Annotated in this window: 15 protein-coding genes; 2 read left to right on the top strand and 13 right to left on the bottom strand. The window is 41.0% G+C overall.

The genetic code is table 11. The features are described from left to right. The first annotated feature begins 15 nt into the window (after positions 1–15). The gene (locus QWY16_RS04830) at positions 16–555 is read left to right on the top strand and encodes a hypothetical protein (RefSeq protein WP_300991779.1); all 540 of its coding nucleotides are present in this window, start codon (positions 16–18) and stop codon (positions 553–555) included. Between the two features lie 200 nt (positions 556–755). Here the strand turns inward: QWY16_RS04830 and QWY16_RS04825 are convergent, their stop codons facing one another. The 11 genes from QWY16_RS04825 to QWY16_RS04775 form a co-directional block, all read right to left on the bottom strand. Continuing rightward, a complete protein-coding gene (locus QWY16_RS04825; RefSeq protein ID WP_300991778.1) occupies positions 756–1,229 on the bottom strand; it encodes an OsmC family protein in 474 nt (157 codons plus the stop codon). A 122-nt stretch (positions 1,230–1,351) separates the two neighbouring features. Further along, complete coding sequence (locus QWY16_RS04820) at positions 1,352–1,732, bottom strand: hypothetical protein (protein ID WP_300991777.1); 381 nt, start codon at positions 1,730–1,732, stop codon at positions 1,352–1,354. A 401-nt stretch (positions 1,733–2,133) separates the two neighbouring features. Beyond that, positions 2,134–3,078: a phosphoglycerate dehydrogenase gene (locus QWY16_RS04815; protein WP_300991776.1), complete on the bottom strand. Its 945-nt coding sequence runs from the start codon at positions 3,076–3,078 to the stop codon at positions 2,134–2,136. A 177-nt stretch (positions 3,079–3,255) separates the two neighbouring features. Beyond that, complete coding sequence (locus QWY16_RS04810; RefSeq protein WP_300991775.1) at positions 3,256–4,272, bottom strand: SMI1/KNR4 family protein; 1,017 nt, start codon at positions 4,270–4,272, stop codon at positions 3,256–3,258. A 1,089-nt stretch (positions 4,273–5,361) separates the two neighbouring features. Next, positions 5,362–5,700 (bottom strand): hypothetical protein, encoded by a 339-nt coding sequence (locus QWY16_RS04805; RefSeq protein ID WP_300991774.1) that lies wholly within the window; start codon positions 5,698–5,700, stop codon positions 5,362–5,364. Positions 5,701–6,153: 453 nt separating this feature from the next. After that, a complete protein-coding gene (locus tag QWY16_RS04800; RefSeq protein WP_300991773.1) occupies positions 6,154–6,825 on the bottom strand; it encodes a helix-turn-helix domain-containing protein in 672 nt (223 codons plus the stop codon). 423 nt (positions 6,826–7,248) lie between these two features. Further along, positions 7,249–7,683, bottom strand: a complete 435-nt coding sequence (locus QWY16_RS04795) for an Hsp20/alpha crystallin family protein (protein WP_300991772.1) — start codon at positions 7,681–7,683, stop codon at positions 7,249–7,251. 299 nt (positions 7,684–7,982) lie between these two features. After that, positions 7,983–8,459: a DinB family protein gene (locus QWY16_RS04790; RefSeq protein ID WP_300991771.1), complete on the bottom strand. Its 477-nt coding sequence runs from the start codon at positions 8,457–8,459 to the stop codon at positions 7,983–7,985. Positions 8,460–8,623: 164 nt separating this feature from the next. Continuing rightward, positions 8,624–10,345 carry a dihydrolipoamide acetyltransferase family protein gene (locus tag QWY16_RS04785; protein ID WP_300991770.1) on the bottom strand — a complete coding sequence of 574 codons (1,722 nt, stop codon included), beginning with the start codon at positions 10,343–10,345 and terminating at the stop codon, positions 8,624–8,626. A 22-nt stretch (positions 10,346–10,367) separates the two neighbouring features. Beyond that, a complete protein-coding gene (locus tag QWY16_RS04780; protein WP_300991769.1) occupies positions 10,368–11,390 on the bottom strand; it encodes an alpha-ketoacid dehydrogenase subunit beta in 1,023 nt (340 codons plus the stop codon). Positions 11,391–11,411: 21 nt separating this feature from the next. Next, a complete protein-coding gene (locus tag QWY16_RS04775) occupies positions 11,412–12,371 on the bottom strand; it encodes a thiamine pyrophosphate-dependent dehydrogenase E1 component subunit alpha (protein WP_300993285.1) in 960 nt (319 codons plus the stop codon). 445 nt (positions 12,372–12,816) lie between these two features. On the opposite strand from QWY16_RS04775, the gene QWY16_RS04770 reads away from it, so the two are divergent. Then, the gene (locus tag QWY16_RS04770; RefSeq protein WP_300991768.1) at positions 12,817–13,956 is read left to right on the top strand and encodes a CapA family protein; all 1,140 of its coding nucleotides are present in this window, start codon (positions 12,817–12,819) and stop codon (positions 13,954–13,956) included. 138 nt (positions 13,957–14,094) lie between these two features. On the opposite strand, the gene QWY16_RS04765 is transcribed toward QWY16_RS04770, so the two are convergent. Next, positions 14,095–14,283, bottom strand: a complete 189-nt coding sequence (locus QWY16_RS04765; RefSeq protein WP_300991766.1) for a glycine zipper domain-containing protein — start codon at positions 14,281–14,283, stop codon at positions 14,095–14,097. Positions 14,284–14,593: 310 nt separating this feature from the next. Next, positions 14,594–16,885 (bottom strand): glycoside hydrolase family 65 protein, encoded by a 2,292-nt coding sequence (locus QWY16_RS04760; RefSeq protein ID WP_300991765.1) that lies wholly within the window; start codon positions 16,883–16,885, stop codon positions 14,594–14,596. Between the last annotated feature and the right edge of the window lie 5 nt (positions 16,886–16,890).

Genomic DNA, 16,890 nt, shown 5'->3' with positions numbered 1-16,890 from the left:
GAAGGGGAAATCGAAATGATGCAGCCGCCATCCGCACAATTTCCGTTATTAGCATGGGTTGTACTAATTATCGGAGCTTTCTTTTTCGTATCTATGCTTCCAATTTTTTTTATGACTGTCATCCTCCCTATTTGGAGGCCGGAAGAATTCAGTTTTGTTTCCGTCATTATGCTATTGATTGCTGCAGGTTTTATGGCGATTGCTTTGCGAATGATGAAATGGGCAAAACAGGAAATGAAAACAGCTGGCAGACAAAAGAAAGAAATGTCCCTGCCTTCTGAAGAAAGGCCATCTCTTTTATTGCTGGAAGAAGTTCCGGACAAAAAACCGATTTGGCCATGGCTAGTAATCGCTCCAGGGGCTTTGCTCTTAATCAGCGCTGGCCCCGGCGCGGTGATGTTCCCGATTATGCCTTTGTTTTTGGCAGGAATGTCGACTGATTCAGGAACTGTCCCAAAGTATGTGCCTTTACTTATTATCCTGATTGGATATGGGGTAATGGGCGGGTATGTATACTGGCTTTTCCGCGCCATCAAAGCTTTGCGGAAAACTTAAGGTTTTGCTGTTTTTAGAACTCCTAAGAACTATCTCACTGCTCTTTATTTAACAGCTATTCCGTAAAACAGCCGTCTCCAAAGACAGTTGTTTATATGTAGAGAGTGGCAATGCCGAATTTAAATGAATTGAACCACAAAAAGAAGCACTTGAACCGAGTAGTCCAGATGCTTCTTTTACTTTTAATATTTATCTGTCCTTCAATCTCCGGATGCCACCGGCTTTTCTTTTTCTTGATAAGATACCGCTTTAACAGTCACGTCTGTATTGCCCCGCACTGCTTTGGATACTGGACAATGTACATGAGTTTCATCCGCCAGTTTCTGTACTTCTTTTTCGCCTAGCCCTTCGATTGCAACTTCTAAATCTACTGCGATTTTATTAAATCCTTTGTCCATTGGGTCAGTAAGCAATGAAATCTTGGAACTCACCTGCGTTCTGCCTGTGACTCCTTTTTCCTGCATAATTTTGGAAAGGATAAAACTGAAGCTTGAACTGTATCCCAATGCCAGAAAGCGTCCTGGATTAAAAGCTGTTCCCGGTCCTGTTCCTCCAAGTTCTTTTGGCATATCGACTGGTGCTGAGAAGGCACCGTCCTCCAAATAACTTTCTCCACCTGGTCCGTCAACAGTGATTGCAGCAACTGATCGATGCAAGAGCTGCGAATCTTCCATTGCAAAATCTCCTTTCTGGATTTAATTTCACCGCCAGTATACTTCATTTACGTTTATTTTATTATTTGGCTTATCGAAAACAGGATGATGAAAAAATCTTCTATGAAAATTTATGCTCATTTTCAAATGAACGCCCGTAAAATTTTTTCATCCAATTGCAGCATCCATTTCCGGATTGATCGGCGATGGCGTTTTTCGGCAGGCAAAATTTCTTTTGCCCGGTCCAACAATTCGGCACATTTTTCTTCAAGAGCCGGATTTTCCTGCCAGCAATACTCAGACAGATAATAGTAAAGCAGCTTAATTGCTTCGATATAAGAATCCAGACTAACAGGGGCTAGCAAGTCGATGCCGACCAATAACAATACGGCTTCGTCATCTTCTTCGAGGTCTTCCTTATTGGGTCCATAAAGCCGGCTAAACTCTTTCATTTCTTCGAAAAGCACCTGAACTTCCCCCAAAACCAAAGCGGCGACATAATCTTCATTAGAATTGATCAACATCTTCTTTCCCCCCTCTTTTTTTCGTACCTAGGCACTTCTGTTATTGTAAATCGTATTCACTAGCTTCTTTAGATATAAATCAAAGCATTTAAATTTATAAATATAATTCTACAAACACTCTCTTTATTCCTTCTTCTATTATTCCCTTTTTAGAATAAATATTAAACAAAACTTTTTAATAATGTTAAAGGTCATTGGCATATCAGAAAATATTTAAATTAGCCTGTTTATTTATATCACCGAAGTAGATTGTTACATTTTTCACAATAAAAAGAGCTTTTGATGATAGAACATTCATCAAAAGCTCTTTTTAATATACATTGTATATGCATAAAATATGCATTATCAAAACCTTTTCTCCATTGTTTATACAAATGCTTCCAGATAAAAGTTCCTGTTACTCACAGAACTTCATAATCAAGTTCTTCTCCATTCAGTAATTTTTTTATATTGGAAATCGACACATTGCTTATCCGTGCTACCGCTTCATAACTGGCTCCTCCAATATGAGGTGTGGCAACGACATTTTTTAAAAGAGGCAATTCATTTACAGGCGGTTCTTTTTCAAAGACATCCAAGGCCGCTCCTTTGATCTGGTGATTTTTTAATGCATCAATCAAATCCTTCTCATTGACCAATTGGCCACGGGAAATATTGATTAAAAAAGCGGTAGGTTTCATCAACGCCAAGGTTTTCTTGTTAATGAACTGCCTATTTTTGTCTGTCAGGGAAGTAGCGATGATGATGTAGTCGGCTTCCTTAAATAACTGATCACGTTCTACAAAATCAGCGTTGAGCTTTTCAGCCAGTTCATAATCTTTGTAGTTGCCAAAAACCATGGTTTTCATGTCAAAACCCATAGCACGCTTAGCCAAGGCTTTCCCAATCGCCCCAAAACCAATAATGCCCAATTTTTTATTATAAATTTCAAATCCCATCGTTGTGTCCCAATGGTTTGACTTCACTTCTTTGTCTTTCCCAGGGATATCGCGGGCTGCCGATAGCATCAAACCGAAAGCATGGTCCGCCACTGCCTGGGCATTTAATCCGGGAGCGCTTGTCACACGGATTCCTTTTTGCCGGGCATAACCTACATCTATATTGTCTACTCCTGCCCCGAATTTGACGATGTACTTTAAATTCGGTGCTGCATCCATTATTTCCTTATCAATTTTCACGATATTCACGAGAATGATGTCCGTATTTTTCACTTCTTTTTTCAGCTCTTCTTTATCTATTCCTTTATCGGTGTATAAGACTTTAACATCACCAATTTTCTTCAGTTCTTCAATCAAGTGCGGATCAGCTCCGTAAAAGGCTTCCCTCAGCATAAGCAAAATATTCATAAAATCCCTCCAACTAGTGAGTTTTCTATTTATATTTCTGAAAAAAAAGCTTCCCTTTAAACATACTATAGCGACTTCTGAAATTCATTGAAACTAAATTTCTTTTAGAATTGAACAAACAACTGGAACAGCCCTGCTTTCTTCAAATTTAAAAGCACTGGCTGTATTCCCCAGTGCTTATTTCCAGCTTCTAACGATATACGCGGAAATAGGTTTGTCTCCTTCAAAACCTTCCCCATTGTAAATAACGCCAAGTTCTTTTACAAAATAATACAAAACCGTGATGTATTCTTTAAGGCTGTCTGCTAAAACGACGCGGTCATCGTATTTATAATCGACTTCAATCACTTGTCCGTACCGCCCTTCGGTCCCAGGATCCAAATCAATAGCGATAAAATGCCCTCCCCCGTCGCGGTAAATCGGAATCTTCCGAGAAAGCATAAAGTTATCTTTTACAAACCCCTCAGGAATGGATTGAACTTCTTCCTGGCGTCCAGCATCCTTCACTGCATCCTCAGCCTCCATAAGGATTTCCTTCAAACTCATTAACGGATATCCCGTAATATGGGCATATGCCAGCTGGCCGGCTTCCATTAATTCCATCCAAGGTTCTAGATCGTTGCCATTGCAGTATCGGTAAAGCGACACAAAATCCTCAATCCGTTCAGCTTCATACAAATCAAAAATAGCTGCAATTTCCTTTTCCGCATTGCCAGGCATTAAAGGCACCAGCAACTCCCCGAATTTTTCTTTCAAAAATTCATGGTACTCTTGCCAAATTTCAATAAATGCCATACCTCTATACTTGGTTAAAAACTCTTTCATTCCGGGTACAGAATGATAAATTCCAAATTGATGCTCCAATTCAATTATTTCAGATGGATTTTCTTTATTGTGGTACTCTTCAATCGGCTCTTTCTTCCACCAGACGCATTTATAGGGCAAGCCCGCCTCCAACACTTCAGCAATTGCATAACGGACCATTTGTCCGTCATGTTCATATTCCATCAACTCAAATGGATATGGCTGTTTGCTTATTGGATGAACTAATTCGATCTGGTCCGTTCGCGCTATATTGTCCTCACTGTTTTGAAACGGATTCGGCATATCATCGGGCAGCTGAAGGCCTGAATGCTCCGAAAATAACAAAGCCGACTCTTTAAAATACAATAGATCCCACCCTTTTTCATACATGGAGGTTCCCCTTTCTGATTGGCATTTACTTTCCCACTGTAACTATTCATTTTTTACATTCCTATTCTATACCCATCTTTAATGAGGTTTAGCCGCTGCATAAAGCTGCTTCCCTTTTTTCTTCATAAAATCCCATTTTTTCTATAATAACTGGTAAACATTTTGCGAAAAGCGGGTATGCATTAGCTACAAGTATGGTTCCTACTTTCAGAAATGGAATGATTGTTTTGCTTATGCCAAGCATTGTCGTCATTATCGGCTTTGTGCTCGTTCATCTTTTCGCAAAGAATGTCAGATTTCTTAACGCCCCTGAAAAGAATATATTCATGTCACTGCTCTCCGGAGGCTCCATTGCTTAATTGTTCTTGTAGCTTCTCTTCTTCAGCTGATTTTATAAATTCAGCCCCCTTTATTGCCAATAAAATAAAACATCGCAACCTCCAGTAAAACTGAAGAATGCGATATTCATTGAATAGCAGGCTTTCCGAAAGACATCAAGGCGTTCAGATGACTTAATTTAACAGAGGTTGCGATTGCAGCTTTAAATTGGATCCATAGATTGAAAATAAGATTAATGCCCTGCGCAAAGTACTTGAATCCTTTAAAAAGCAGTTTATTTTCAAGGTCTTGAAATGAATTTAAGATGTTTGCTTTTAACAAGTTCGATAAAATGCAGCCGCTCTTTTTCATCATTTAGCAAAAGGTCGACGTTTTTGGGCCTCACTAAAAAGCGTTTTATGTTCCTATCATGCCAAATGATATAATTATACCGGAAATCATCCTCGAGTTCTGCAAACCATTCTACTTTCTTTAGTCTCTTTATATTTTTTTCGAACTTTGAAGATGGAGTATAAAAATACAGTACTGCTTCCACAAAACTTTCTGCCAGACCCAGCAATATTTCAAAAATAAACCCGATAATAGCCTCTCCCAAAGTCAACACCTCAGATTTTTGAAATAAATGGAATCCCTCAGTCTTTTTCGCAGGTATACGAATGACTAAAATATATTTCTCTTCTTATTTTCTGCTTGATATTCAAAAAAACAGCACCATCATTAAGACAGCGCTGCTTTTCTATACTCTGCTGATTAAAACCCTAATCGTTTAAATTCTTTCGACATATAGATAGGTGTTAAAAAGTAAAGATTTTGATGATGTCTGCCAGAGATATTCATCAATTCCTTGAAAATGTTCTCAGATACGGCGTACAGGTACATGGCATTCGGCATGCTTTTTAACTTAGGAGGCGCTTGATCCCATTTTACTTCTTCGATTTCAACCCATGCGCTTTTTGATTCTACAGAACTTTGAATGGTTAATCTACCAAATAAAGTGATGAATTTTTGGCCGTTCTCTTCGTGTGTGTCTTTCACGCGTGTAAAAGTGTACTTAACGTTTTCTGCAGATAAGGGCTGATTCAAAAGCATAGGTCCCATCTCCTTCTTAGAGTGTCAGCTTGGCTAGGCAACAAGAAAAGAAAACTCTTATATAAAAGAAAAAATCTGAAATAAAATTTACGTGCCCGCTTGTTATGTAAAAGAATGCATTAGACGAACTATAGAATACTAGCAGATTCAATTTCTCTGCCTATAATAATCTCTCACATGAAAAGTTGTCAGGTACAGAAGAGAACTCCGGAGCCAATATAATAAATAAGGCAACAGCAGGACTTATTGTTTTTTGCATAATTAAATAGTAGCGCAAAATCTTCTTGTTGTGTCAGAAAATTTATAATTATTTATTTATTTATCTAAAATACATCATTTTTCCCATATACTTACTATTTCACGGTTGCCGGTTCACTTTTCAGAATAGTCATTAGGACTTAGTTCAAACAAACATGGCAATAAAGGCATTATCAGACTTACAACGATTTAAATTTACTTTTCTGTGATGTCTAAAAAGGCACGAGCCTCTCTCAAGTTAGACTCTAAATCCTCACTAAAAATGTGTTTGGATATCTCTGCAATACCGCTTCTTTTCGCCAGGCGGTCCAGTTGATTTTGCATAAAAGTCGAATTACACAAAATGGCAGCTTTTTTCATGTAAGGCAGCATCCAATTCAGCAATTCTTCCCACACATCATATACTTCAGGAGTAAAGACAAAAGGCTCTCCGTCCATCACCATTGCCTGATTATCAACCAATAGTTTGATTTCTCCCTTTTTTAATAGCAATGCCAGGCTTTTAATAGTTTGAGCAATTCTCCGCGCCTCATTTTCTTTAATCGGACCCGTTATTCTCCATAAAATAACTTGCTGAACTAAATCAATGTTATAGGTAAAGCGGCTTTCCAATGGCCTTTTAAATTCTTTTTTCAATAAAGCAGAGCGTGGCGTGAACCGTTCATGCTCAAACAAATAAGATAAATTTACATCGAGCGCATTTGAAAGTTTCTCGATATTCAGCAGAGATAAGTTTTTCTCTCCTCTTTCAATCGCTCCTACGTAAGAGCGATCCAATTCAGCACGAGTAGCCAATGCCTCTTGAGTGATGCCCGCTTGTAAACGTAATTCTTTTATCCGGCTCCCAAAATCTTTTAATGTATTCAATGGAGTTCTCCTTGTCTTCACTTTCTTTTTATTTATTATAGACTCCATTTTTACGAAAACCACAAAAAAATTTCTTTTAAATGAAATTACCTGTCCGATGGCTGATGAATTCTTTTTCTTTTTCTTGAACATTCCTTCTGTACATTTCCATCTCTCAGCATTCCGGCAAGTAATTCAAAAATCCCTCTCTTTCAAGATTATTCCCATCCTTGATTCCTATCCGGTATTTGTAAATTCGGGAACAGCTTATCAATCATTATAAGAAGCAGCTCTTATAAACACTACGGACAATAAATCCCATTTTCATTATTAACTAATAATTTCCAGTCTTTATCCGACTATCGTATTGTTTTGTCATCACTTTATTACAGCAAAAGGCAGTTTGGATAGGATTCCAAACTGCCTTTTGTATAATGATTTCTTTTACTCGATGGGAATGCGGTGCCCAATATGGTCGTTATGCAGGTCATGGGATTTTGGTACGTTTAGTGTTAAAACCCCATTTTGAAAAGCAGCTGTTACATGATCTTCGTCGATTTCCCCAATATAAAAACTGCGTCGGAAAGAACCATAGGTGCGTTCTTTTCGGATATACCGCTCATTCTGCTCATCTGACTCCACTCCGCGTTCTTTTTTGCCGCGGATTTCCAAGTACCCGTCCCGGTATTCTATTTCGATGTCGTCTTTTGTGAATCCAGGCAAGTCGACCTGCAGCTCATAAAGTTCATTTTTTTCTTTAATATCCACTTGAGGATAATGCGTTTCTCCAAAGAATTTGTTAAAAACATCTGTTTCCACTGTACTTTCAAAAAGGCTCGGGAAAAACTCATTTCTTCTTTTCGGTCTGAGCTTAGCCACGACATTCCACTCCTTTTCGTTTTTTGAATCTCATTGTCCGTAAAACAAGATCAAACATGGACAGGAGATAAAACTGACATTAAGGCTTCTTTCAACAGACCTCCTGCAGCTTCCTGAACTGCCCCTTCTTGCTTTACATCACCAATCGAATTCTACAGCTTCAAAATCCCTCTAGTTTGGTACTCCCAGACTGTTTTCTAAATAGATCTCTTCACCATGGATTATAATAAATTTGATGTTTTTGTCAATTCATCCGCATACCTATCAGGCGTTGAATTTCCGAAAACTATATTGAAGCTTCACCAAGTATCTCCGCCAGAAGAGGGGGGCCATGCATCTATCATCCGCCGCACCAGAACAGCTTGTCCAGCATGATAACTATTATGGTTGATAATCACCATCAACAAATCTGCTCTTGTTCTTCTTTTGCCGCCAAACCCTTCTTCAGACAACTCTTTTGCTGCTTCCTGCTCAGCTTGCTGCAAGCCGTGCACGAACTTTGAGACCTCCTCATTCCATTCCTCTTCACTCGCTGGCATTGCTTCTTTGGGCCAAGTCTCTTCTGCATGTTCCGGGTTTTTAGGTGCTTCGCCTTTCAAATACGCCAGCATGAACTCCTGCCAATAATTCATATGCCATAAAAGCTGCCAAACGGAATGTGGGCATTTATCGGGTTTGTCTCCAGCTTTTTGCCAATCCAACTCTTTAAATACTGCAGCTGCATCAATATGCGCACTTGTTCCGCGCATTCCTTTTTGCAAAAATTCATTGGCCATGTATATTCCTCCTGCTGTAAGAAATTCACAAATTGAAACAGAAAATCTTTCAATCCATAATAACCGCCCTCTAAATCGTTTGATTTATGAGGACGGCTTTTTTTCAGCTAGTTAATATAAGTATTTGTTTTATCTGCGATGTATTTTCCCTTACAACAAACCCATTAAGAATTTTTCTTTTTCTTTTTTTCTTCCTTCTCTTTTTTCTTTTTCTCGTCTTTTAAAAAACGCTTTGGCCTTTCCAACACTTCAATCAAGTCTCCCAGGAACTTCGCAGCCGGTGCGCCGTCAACTGCCCGATGATCTATCGTCAAGCTTAGCGGCAGCCGCTTTCTTTCCTGGACTTTGCCATCTTCCATTACAAGGTAATTTTCGATTTGCCCAATTCCAAGAATCGCCGCTTCCGGCGGATTGATAATCGGTGTGAAAAATTGGACCCGATACGAGCCAAGGCTGCTGATTGTAAAAGTGCTGCCGGTACTTTCCTCACTCGACAATTTGCCTTCTCTTGCCTTTTCAGCAAGTTTAGAAAGCCGCTTCTGCAGCTTGGCTGGCGAGTGCTTGTCTGCATTCTGAAGAACGGCTACTTGCAGACCGTTTTCTGAATCAACTGCAAAACCCAGATGGATTTTCCTTTTTGGAATAATTTGATTTTCAATGATATGGGCATTCAAAGCCGGATGTTCACCAAGCGTCTGTGCCACAGCTTTTGCAATAAGAGCGGTCCAGCCCGCTTCCTTTCCTAACGAGTCTTTTCTAGCTTCCAGCTTTGTGATATCTGCCCACGCAGTTTCTGTAAGCTGGGCACTGTTTTGAAGGCTTTCCGTCATCCTTCTGGCGATTGCCCCCCGAATACCCGAAAGCGGAATAACTTCATTTTGCAGAGTTTCATCTTCGTTTTCGCCGCTTGACTCTTCTTGGTCAGAGGTGGATGAGTTTTCAGTCTCTGATTCTTTTGGTGCTGTTTCTTGTAATGCCTCATCCTCAGGCATTGCTGCCGCCTGCTCTTCCATTGACGATTCTTCTTTTGATGTTTCTTCTTGCACTGCTACTGCCTCAACTGCTTCTTCTGTTAATGCTTCTTCCGTTGCCGGCTCTTCTGTTAATGCTTCTTCCGTTGCCGGCTCTTCTGTTAATGCTTCTTCCGTTGCCGGTTCTTCTGTTGATGCTTCTTCCGTTGCCGGTTCTTCTGTTGATGCTTCTTCCGTTGCCGGTTCTTCTGTTGATGCTTCTTCCGTTGCCGGTTCTTCTGTTGATGCTTCTTCCGTTGCCGGTTCTTCTGTTGATGGTTCTTCCATTGGAGGTTCTCCTTTTGGCATTTCCTGCTGTGATTCTTTTGTTTTCTCAGCTGCGTCCATCACTTCAGTTTGTCCAGCCACTCTGCGAATATCCTTTTCCGTAATCTTGCCATTTCTTCCCGTTCCCGCTACTGACTCCAGTGGAACGTTAAGTTCGCGCGCAAGCTTTCGCAGACCTGGAGCCAAACGCATCGCTTTTGCCGGTTCCTTTTGTTCAGTAGCCGTTTCCTGATTTTCGGCTGTTTCTGTTGTTTTCTGTTCTTCTGGCTTCTGATTTTCTGTCTCTGCACTTTTTTCCGGTTCCACTTTTTCTACCATTCTTTGCTCTTCCGGCTTAGTTTCCTGAATTTTTCCTGTTGGATCAATCGTAGCCAACACCTCCCCGATTTTTGCTGATTCCCCTCTTTTAAAGACAATTTTTTTAATGATCCCACTGGTTTCAGCTTCTATTTCAGACACTTCTTTTTCAGTTTGTATTTCAAGCAAAGGGTCCCCTTTTTTAACTGCATCTCCTTCGGAAACGAACCAGATGACCACTAAGCTTTCGTCGACATCCTCCCTTATTTTCGGTAATTTCACTTCAATCATTCCACCGCCTCCTGTTTTCCCGTTATCCTTCGTTCACTAACTCTTTTACTTGTTCATAGATTTTTTCCGCGCTCGGTATCACAAAGTCTTCCAGCGGACGGCTGTAAGGTACTGGCACATCCGGATTGGCCAGACGCCGTGGCGGAGCCTCCAAATCGTAAAACACTTCTTCCGCTACAATTGCTGTCACTTCAGCAGTCATGCCGTAAGATTTGTAGTCTTCATCAACAACGAATAACCGATGCGTCTTCTTGACTGACTGGATAATCGTATCTTTATCAATCGGAGCGATTGAACGCAAATCGATCACTTCCGCCTCGATTCCTTCTTTTGCCAGTCTTTCGGCCGCTTCTACCGCGTAATGGGTCATCATTTGGACGCCCACAATCGTGACGTCAGTCCCTTCCCTCACAATTTTCGCTTTATCAAGCGGCACTGTATAAGCTTCTTCCGGCACATGTTCGGCAGATGCCTCCAGCTGTTCCATCCATCCCAGCCCCTGCAGTGATTTATGGAACATGAACAGGACCGGATTGTCGTCCCGGATAGCAGAAATCATCATACCTTTCAAATCATAGGGAGTGGAAGGGGCTACCACTTTCATGCCTGGCATATGACCGAATGTGGCATAAAGCGTTTGGGAATGCTGCGCTGCATCGTTATATCCGCCGCCGACCGCTGTCATAAGCACCATCGGCAACCGGACGTTTCCTCCAGACATATAAGGAATTTTCGCCATGTGATTGTAAATCTGGTCCATGCAGACCCCGAAAAAGTCGACAAACATCAATTCAGCAATCGGCCGCATGCCTTCCGCAGCGGCACCGATAGCAGCACCAATAAATGCCGTTTCAGAAATCGGCGTATCCAATACCCGCTGCGAACCGTATTTTTCAATCAATCCTTGCGTCGATCCAAATATGCCGCCATAGTTTCCAATATCTTCTCCCAGCACAAAAACGTTCGGGTCTCTTTCCATTTCAAGTGCAATCGCTTCAGCCATTGCTTTATTGCCTGTTAAGATTCTTTTTTTCGCTGTCTCCATTCTGAATTTGCCCCTTCCATTTTAAGATGTGAATACATCTTTTAACGCTGATTCAGGTTCAGGATAGCTGCTGTCTCTTGCAAATTGATATGCTTCATCCACTTCTTGCTTAGCCTGTTTTTCAATTTTCTCAATTTCCTTTTCTGTAACTCCTTCTGCTTCTACAAGCATTTTCCGCAGTTTCAGGATTGGGTCTAACTGGCGCAACCCCGGCACTTCCGCTTTGTCGCGGTATAATTCCGGATCTCCCTGGAAATGGCCCAAATAGCGATGGGTTTCAATCTCGATAATTGTCGGTCCCTGTCCAGACCGCGCTCTTGCAACCGCTTCTTCCGAAGCTCTATACATTGCAATCGGATCATTGTCTTTGACATAAGCGCCTGCAATTCCATATGCAGCTGCCCGCAAATCGTTTGAAGCCACAGCAGTCGAGGAAGCTTTTGGGACAGAGATGCCATAAGAATTATCTTCGACTACCACAATTAACGGCAGATTCCATAACGCCGCAAGGTTTAACGATTCATGGAATGCGCCTGCATTGGCAGCGCCTTCGCCGATAAACGCCACGGCTACCCAGTCCCTGCCTTGCATTTTGCTGGCAAGCGCCGCTCCGGCGGCATGTGGAATGCCAGCAGCAACAATTCCTCCACAGGAAAATTTGGCGTCAGGATCAAACAAATGCATATGGCCGCCTTTGCCTTTTCCAAGACCTGTTTCCTTACCAAAAATCTCGGCTGTCATCTTTTTTAAATCGACGCCTTTTGCAATGGCATGGTGATGCGGACGATGCGGTGCCGTTACCGTATCGTCTTTTGTCAAATGCACACAAATGCCTGCTGCAGCCGGCTCTTGCCCTGTTGACAAGTGCATCTCACCAGGAACCGGACCGGCACCTATATTAAATACAGGAGTCTTTCCTTCGGTATACACTTCTACCATCTGGTCTTCATAATATCGACTTTTCACCATATGTTCGTACATCCACTTCAGTTTTTCCACGGACACGGCAGGCTGTTTTTCCTCGAAAGTAGTCAATTTTTTTCCTCCTTTTTGAAATAGTGAGCCTTGCAATTGTTGGAAAACACCTTACAAAGTGTAACTAGTATTAATACTATCTACTTTCTGTTAATTGTCAATATTCTGTCAAAATTGCAATTTCCGCTGCCTTTATTGTCCATTGCTCAACCAATCTCTTCACATTCGTTCATTAACAGTACGTCGAAAAAACTTATTCAACTATTCTTTCAGTTTTCTGCTTATGCTGGTTTTTTTATCAATTTATCGAAAGAACAATGCATTCCGGTATTACAAAAAGACTATTTCTTTCTGCGTTAGTATAGTACGATATCAGTAATGTCATATTCGGCCATTTCATTTCTTTTAAGCTTTAAAGACAAAACATATTTACTAGACAGAGGTGTCGACGTTGAAAAAGAACCAAAAATCCATGATCCTTCTCTTCATTCTACTCGTACTGTTTTTGTCTGGTTGTTTTTCAGAAACAGGGGCTCCTATTGCAAAAGTTGGTGAATTTGAAACTAGAAAAGCTCCGGTTGCTGTTATTCCCTCTAAACTTGTTAAAACAAGCGTGGCTTCCTTATCGGCAGTCGGCGATATTTTAATTCATGAACGGGTTTATCTGGATGCCCAAACCGAAAACGGTTATGATTTTAACCCCATGTTTGCCGAAGTAAAGCCTTTTCTCGAAAAATCCGATATCACCATCGCTAATTCCGAAAGCATTGTCGGAGGAAACGAAGTAGGTTTATCCACTTATCCTTCGTTCAACAGTCCGTTTGAAGTGGCAGATGCAATGAAAAGCGCAGGGATTGATGTTGTTTCGATGGCGAACAACCATACACTCGACAGAGGAGAAAAAGCGATTGTCAGTGCGCTGAAATACTGGGATAAAATCGGGATGACGCATACCGGTGCCTCTGCTTCTGAAGAAGAACGCAATCAGATTCCCACCATCACGAAAAATGGCATTGTCTTCTCTTTTCTTTCTTATACGTACGGAACGAACGGAATCCCCACACCTAAAGGAAAAGACTATCTGCTCAACCGTATCGATAAAGCGAAAATGAAAACAGACTTGATAAAAGCGAAAGCCGCCTCAGATGTTGTGGTATTGAGTTTGCATTTCGGAAATGAGTACGAAACTATGCCAACCGATGAACAAAAAGAATTGGCGCATTTCGCTGCTGAACAAGGTGCCGATCTTATTCTCGGACACCATCCCCATGTGCTGCAGCCTGCAGAATGGATTGAAACGACGGATGGAAAGAGAAGCTTCGCCATCTATTCTTTAGGCAATTTCCTGTCAGGCCAAGAAGGACTGCAAAGGCAGATTGGTGGAATTCTTCATATCCATGCTAAAAAAACAATAGATGCCAATTCGACAACTATCGTCCTGAAAGAGCCTTCTTTTACACCTACTTATGTGGAAAGCCAGAACCATAAAAATTACAAAATCACATTATTAAAAAATGCTGATCCAGCTGCAAATCAAGCGATTAAAGACCATCTATCCTTATGGGTAAAAGACCTTGCATTTGATGAATAAAAAGAAAACCACTCAGTGGTAATTATTTTCCGCTGAGGGGAAGTTGATCCATTCGGACTTATAGGTCAATGGGATAAAACAAAACAACGCCGCATTCAATCCAATTGATTGAATGCGGCGTTGTTAATTTTTTCATTTTTAAGCTTTTATTCGATTTTGCTCCAATGCCACTCCGCCCGCACACCCAATCGCAATGCCAAATCCAAGCCCGACTGCCACATTGCCAAAAATCATGCCGATAATTGTACCGATTAAAACGCCTAACACAATGCCAATGCCTATAAAAGGAGTCTTTTGATTGTTTTCATTATTGGGATTGGTAGCCATTATGCTTCTTCCTTTCTATTCTTAATTAGTAACGGATAGAAAACCTGGAATAAAGCTGATCGATGCGTTCTTCAATGCCAACTGCATATGCATGAGTTCCCGCTATAATTTCTTACCTATATTGTAGGGGCTTGCAAAAGGTTAAGCAAAGAACCTTACTTCATATCCCTGTAAATGAAAGGAAAGCCCTGGCTTTCTCTAAAATTTTAAGACTATATGCCTGTTTGGCATGGAAAGTAAGCAAATTAAATATGAAAGAGCGAGAGGACTGCTCTTCACAAATCGAGTGAAAAGCAGTCCTCTATATTCCTTAATGCCATTTTTCATACTGCCGAATTTCCACTTTTTTCTCCGAACTCAGTTCAATCGGCTCTTCATGATGAAATAGGATTACCTTTCCTCCTTCAATCAATTGATAGCTGACGGACTCCTTGTCGATACGCATATAAATCAAGCGGCCGTGAAACTGAAAATGAAAAGCAAAAGAATTCCATTCATCCGGAAGCGCTGGAGCTAAATGAAGACCGTCTTCTTTTATCCGCAAACCGGCAAATCCATATACAATAGTGAGCCATGAACCTCCCATATTCGCCATATGAAGTCCGTCTTTTGTATTGCCATGGCTATTATCCAAATCCAAACGGGCCGTTTCTTGGAAATACTGATAAGCTTTCTCTCTATAGCCCAGCTTCGATGCCATGATGCTGAATATACAATAAGACAGCGAGGAATCGTGAGTCGTGATTTGTTCGTAATAATCATAGGAATTTTTTATCGTTTCGAAACTCTGTTCGTCTTCCAATAAGAAATGCGCCAGTACAGTGTCTGCTTGCTTGCATACTTGATACCTGTAAAGAGCAAGCGGATGATAATTCAAGAGCATCGGAAACTTGTATGGCGGAATCTCATCCAGATTCCAGCGGGCCTTTTGTAAAAAACTATCATCCTGCGCATTGATTTTATATGCTTCATTATATGGAAGAAACATCTTTTCTCCTGCTTCCCGCCATTCCGTCACTTCCTCATCTGTGAGTTTCAAATGTTCAGTGAGCCTCTCGAAATGCATTTCGTCGTTTTCTTTAATCTGCTGATAAACTCGTGCAGCCCATAAAAGATTATGTTTGGCCATTACATTTGTATAATAATTATTGTTGACGATGCAGGTATATTCATCTGGACCCGTGACACAGTCAATTTTAAACTGCCCATTATCCATATGCCCTGTATCCACCCATAACCGGGCAGTTTCAAACAGCACCTCGGCCCCGACGTCTTTAAGAAATGCTTCATCTTTTGTTACCAAATAATATTGGATATAGCTATAAGCAATATCAGCGCTGATATGGTATTGGGCAGTGCCTGCTGGAAAAAACGCAGAGCTTTCAGGGCCATTGATGGTCCGCCAAGGAAATAATGCGCCTTTCTTATGTCCAAGGACAGTCGCCCTGGCTCGTGCGCTGTCTAATATGGAATATCGGTATAAGAGAAGATTTTTGGCTATTTCCGGATTAGTCATCAAGAAAACAGGAAACATAAAAATTTCTGTGTCCCAAAAATAATGCCCTTCGTAACCTTCTCCTGACAGTCCTTTCGCCGAAATATTGCTGTGAGGATCTTTGCCGACTGATTGCAGCAGGTGATAAAGATTAAAGCGAATGCCTTCTTGGAGGGCGGCATCCCCATCAATCTCCACATCAGAATGCAGCCAGAATCGGTCCAAATACTCTCTTTGCTCCATCAGCAAATCTTCAAAACTGGTTTCTTCTAACCGTTCCTGAATTTTGCGTGCTTCTTCCACTACTTCAATTCCGTGTCTAAGTGTATCCGTATAGACGTTGAATTTAGTAAATTCAATCGGCCGATTGCCTTCGCACAAATAGATTTCTTCAACACGGCTTTCTGCCGCTTGGCTTTCATACGAATACTTTTCAGCGCAGATATCCGTAGCGGTTACACAAGCCACTTCAAGTTGAGTGACGTACGTCAAGTCTTTGACAATACTGTAGTCCTCTTCTTTTCGGGCTTCCATTACATACAGCCTTTTCGCATGCCCGGAAGCCACTCTTGGATCCCGAAGGTCCACAAAGTTCGAGACATCTCCTTCAACTGCAGAAATAATTTTCACTTGCCGTATGCCGTCAATCGGCTCTATGTTAATTGCAATTGCAAATAATTCTCTCGTAATAAAAGAAGTAAGCCTTCTGAAATGAATTTTCACTTCTTTTCCTTTTGGCGATTTCCAGTGGATTATCCGTTCTACAAATCCAGCTTCCATATGTAAACTTCGTTCAAAATGAATAATTTCTCCTTCAAACATTGAAAACAATTCATCATCCAGATAAATCTGAACGCTCTGGGCATCAATGACATTAAGGATTTTTTGCTGCATCACGGGATAGCCGTACAGTTTCTCCCCATATACAATTTCCACTTCATCATGAAAAGCGTTAATATAAGTCCCTCGAATAGAGCTAAATGATTCCGGGTAGCCTTCTTCAAAATTTCCTCTTACCCCCAAATAGCCATTTCCCAGGGATAAAATGCTCTCATCGAGCAATAAGTTAGGATTATCTAGTTCGCATTTTGTCAGTTTCCACGCCATCGGTT

The organism is Planococcus shenhongbingii (assembly GCF_030413635.1).
GTDB classification, from domain to species: domain Bacteria; phylum Bacillota; class Bacilli; order Bacillales_A; family Planococcaceae; genus Planococcus; species Planococcus shenhongbingii.
This window is presented reverse-complemented; position numbering and strand designations above follow the sequence as displayed.

What these genes read in the sequence shown, in the direction of transcription:
- QWY16_RS04760 (WP_300991765.1), bottom strand. Translation starts at nt 16,885, where the DNA reads ATGGCGTGGAAACTGACAAAATGCGAACTAGATAATCCTAACTTATTG.
- QWY16_RS04765 (WP_300991766.1), bottom strand. Translation starts at nt 14,283, where the DNA reads ATGGCTACCAATCCCAATAATGAAAACAATCAAAAGACTCCTTTTATA.
- QWY16_RS04830 (WP_300991779.1), top strand. Translation starts at nt 16, where the DNA reads ATGATGCAGCCGCCATCCGCACAATTTCCGTTATTAGCATGGGTTGTA.
- QWY16_RS04810 (WP_300991775.1), bottom strand. Translation starts at nt 4,272, where the DNA reads ATGTATGAAAAAGGGTGGGATCTATTGTATTTTAAAGAGTCGGCTTTG.
- QWY16_RS04790 (WP_300991771.1), bottom strand. Translation starts at nt 8,459, where the DNA reads ATGGCCAATGAATTTTTGCAAAAAGGAATGCGCGGAACAAGTGCGCAT.
- QWY16_RS04815 (WP_300991776.1), bottom strand. Translation starts at nt 3,078, where the DNA reads ATGAATATTTTGCTTATGCTGAGGGAAGCCTTTTACGGAGCTGATCCG.
- QWY16_RS04825 (WP_300991778.1), bottom strand. Translation starts at nt 1,229, where the DNA reads ATGGAAGATTCGCAGCTCTTGCATCGATCAGTTGCTGCAATCACTGTT.
- QWY16_RS04775 (WP_300993285.1), bottom strand. Translation starts at nt 12,371, where the DNA reads ATGTACGAACATATGGTGAAAAGTCGATATTATGAAGACCAGATGGTA.
- QWY16_RS04820 (WP_300991777.1), bottom strand. Translation starts at nt 1,732, where the DNA reads ATGTTGATCAATTCTAATGAAGATTATGTCGCCGCTTTGGTTTTGGGG.
- QWY16_RS04780 (WP_300991769.1), bottom strand. Translation starts at nt 11,390, where the DNA reads ATGGAGACAGCGAAAAAAAGAATCTTAACAGGCAATAAAGCAATGGCT.
- QWY16_RS04805 (WP_300991774.1), bottom strand. Translation starts at nt 5,700, where the DNA reads ATGCTTTTGAATCAGCCCTTATCTGCAGAAAACGTTAAGTACACTTTT.
- QWY16_RS04785 (WP_300991770.1), bottom strand. Translation starts at nt 10,345, where the DNA reads ATGATTGAAGTGAAATTACCGAAAATAAGGGAGGATGTCGACGAAAGC.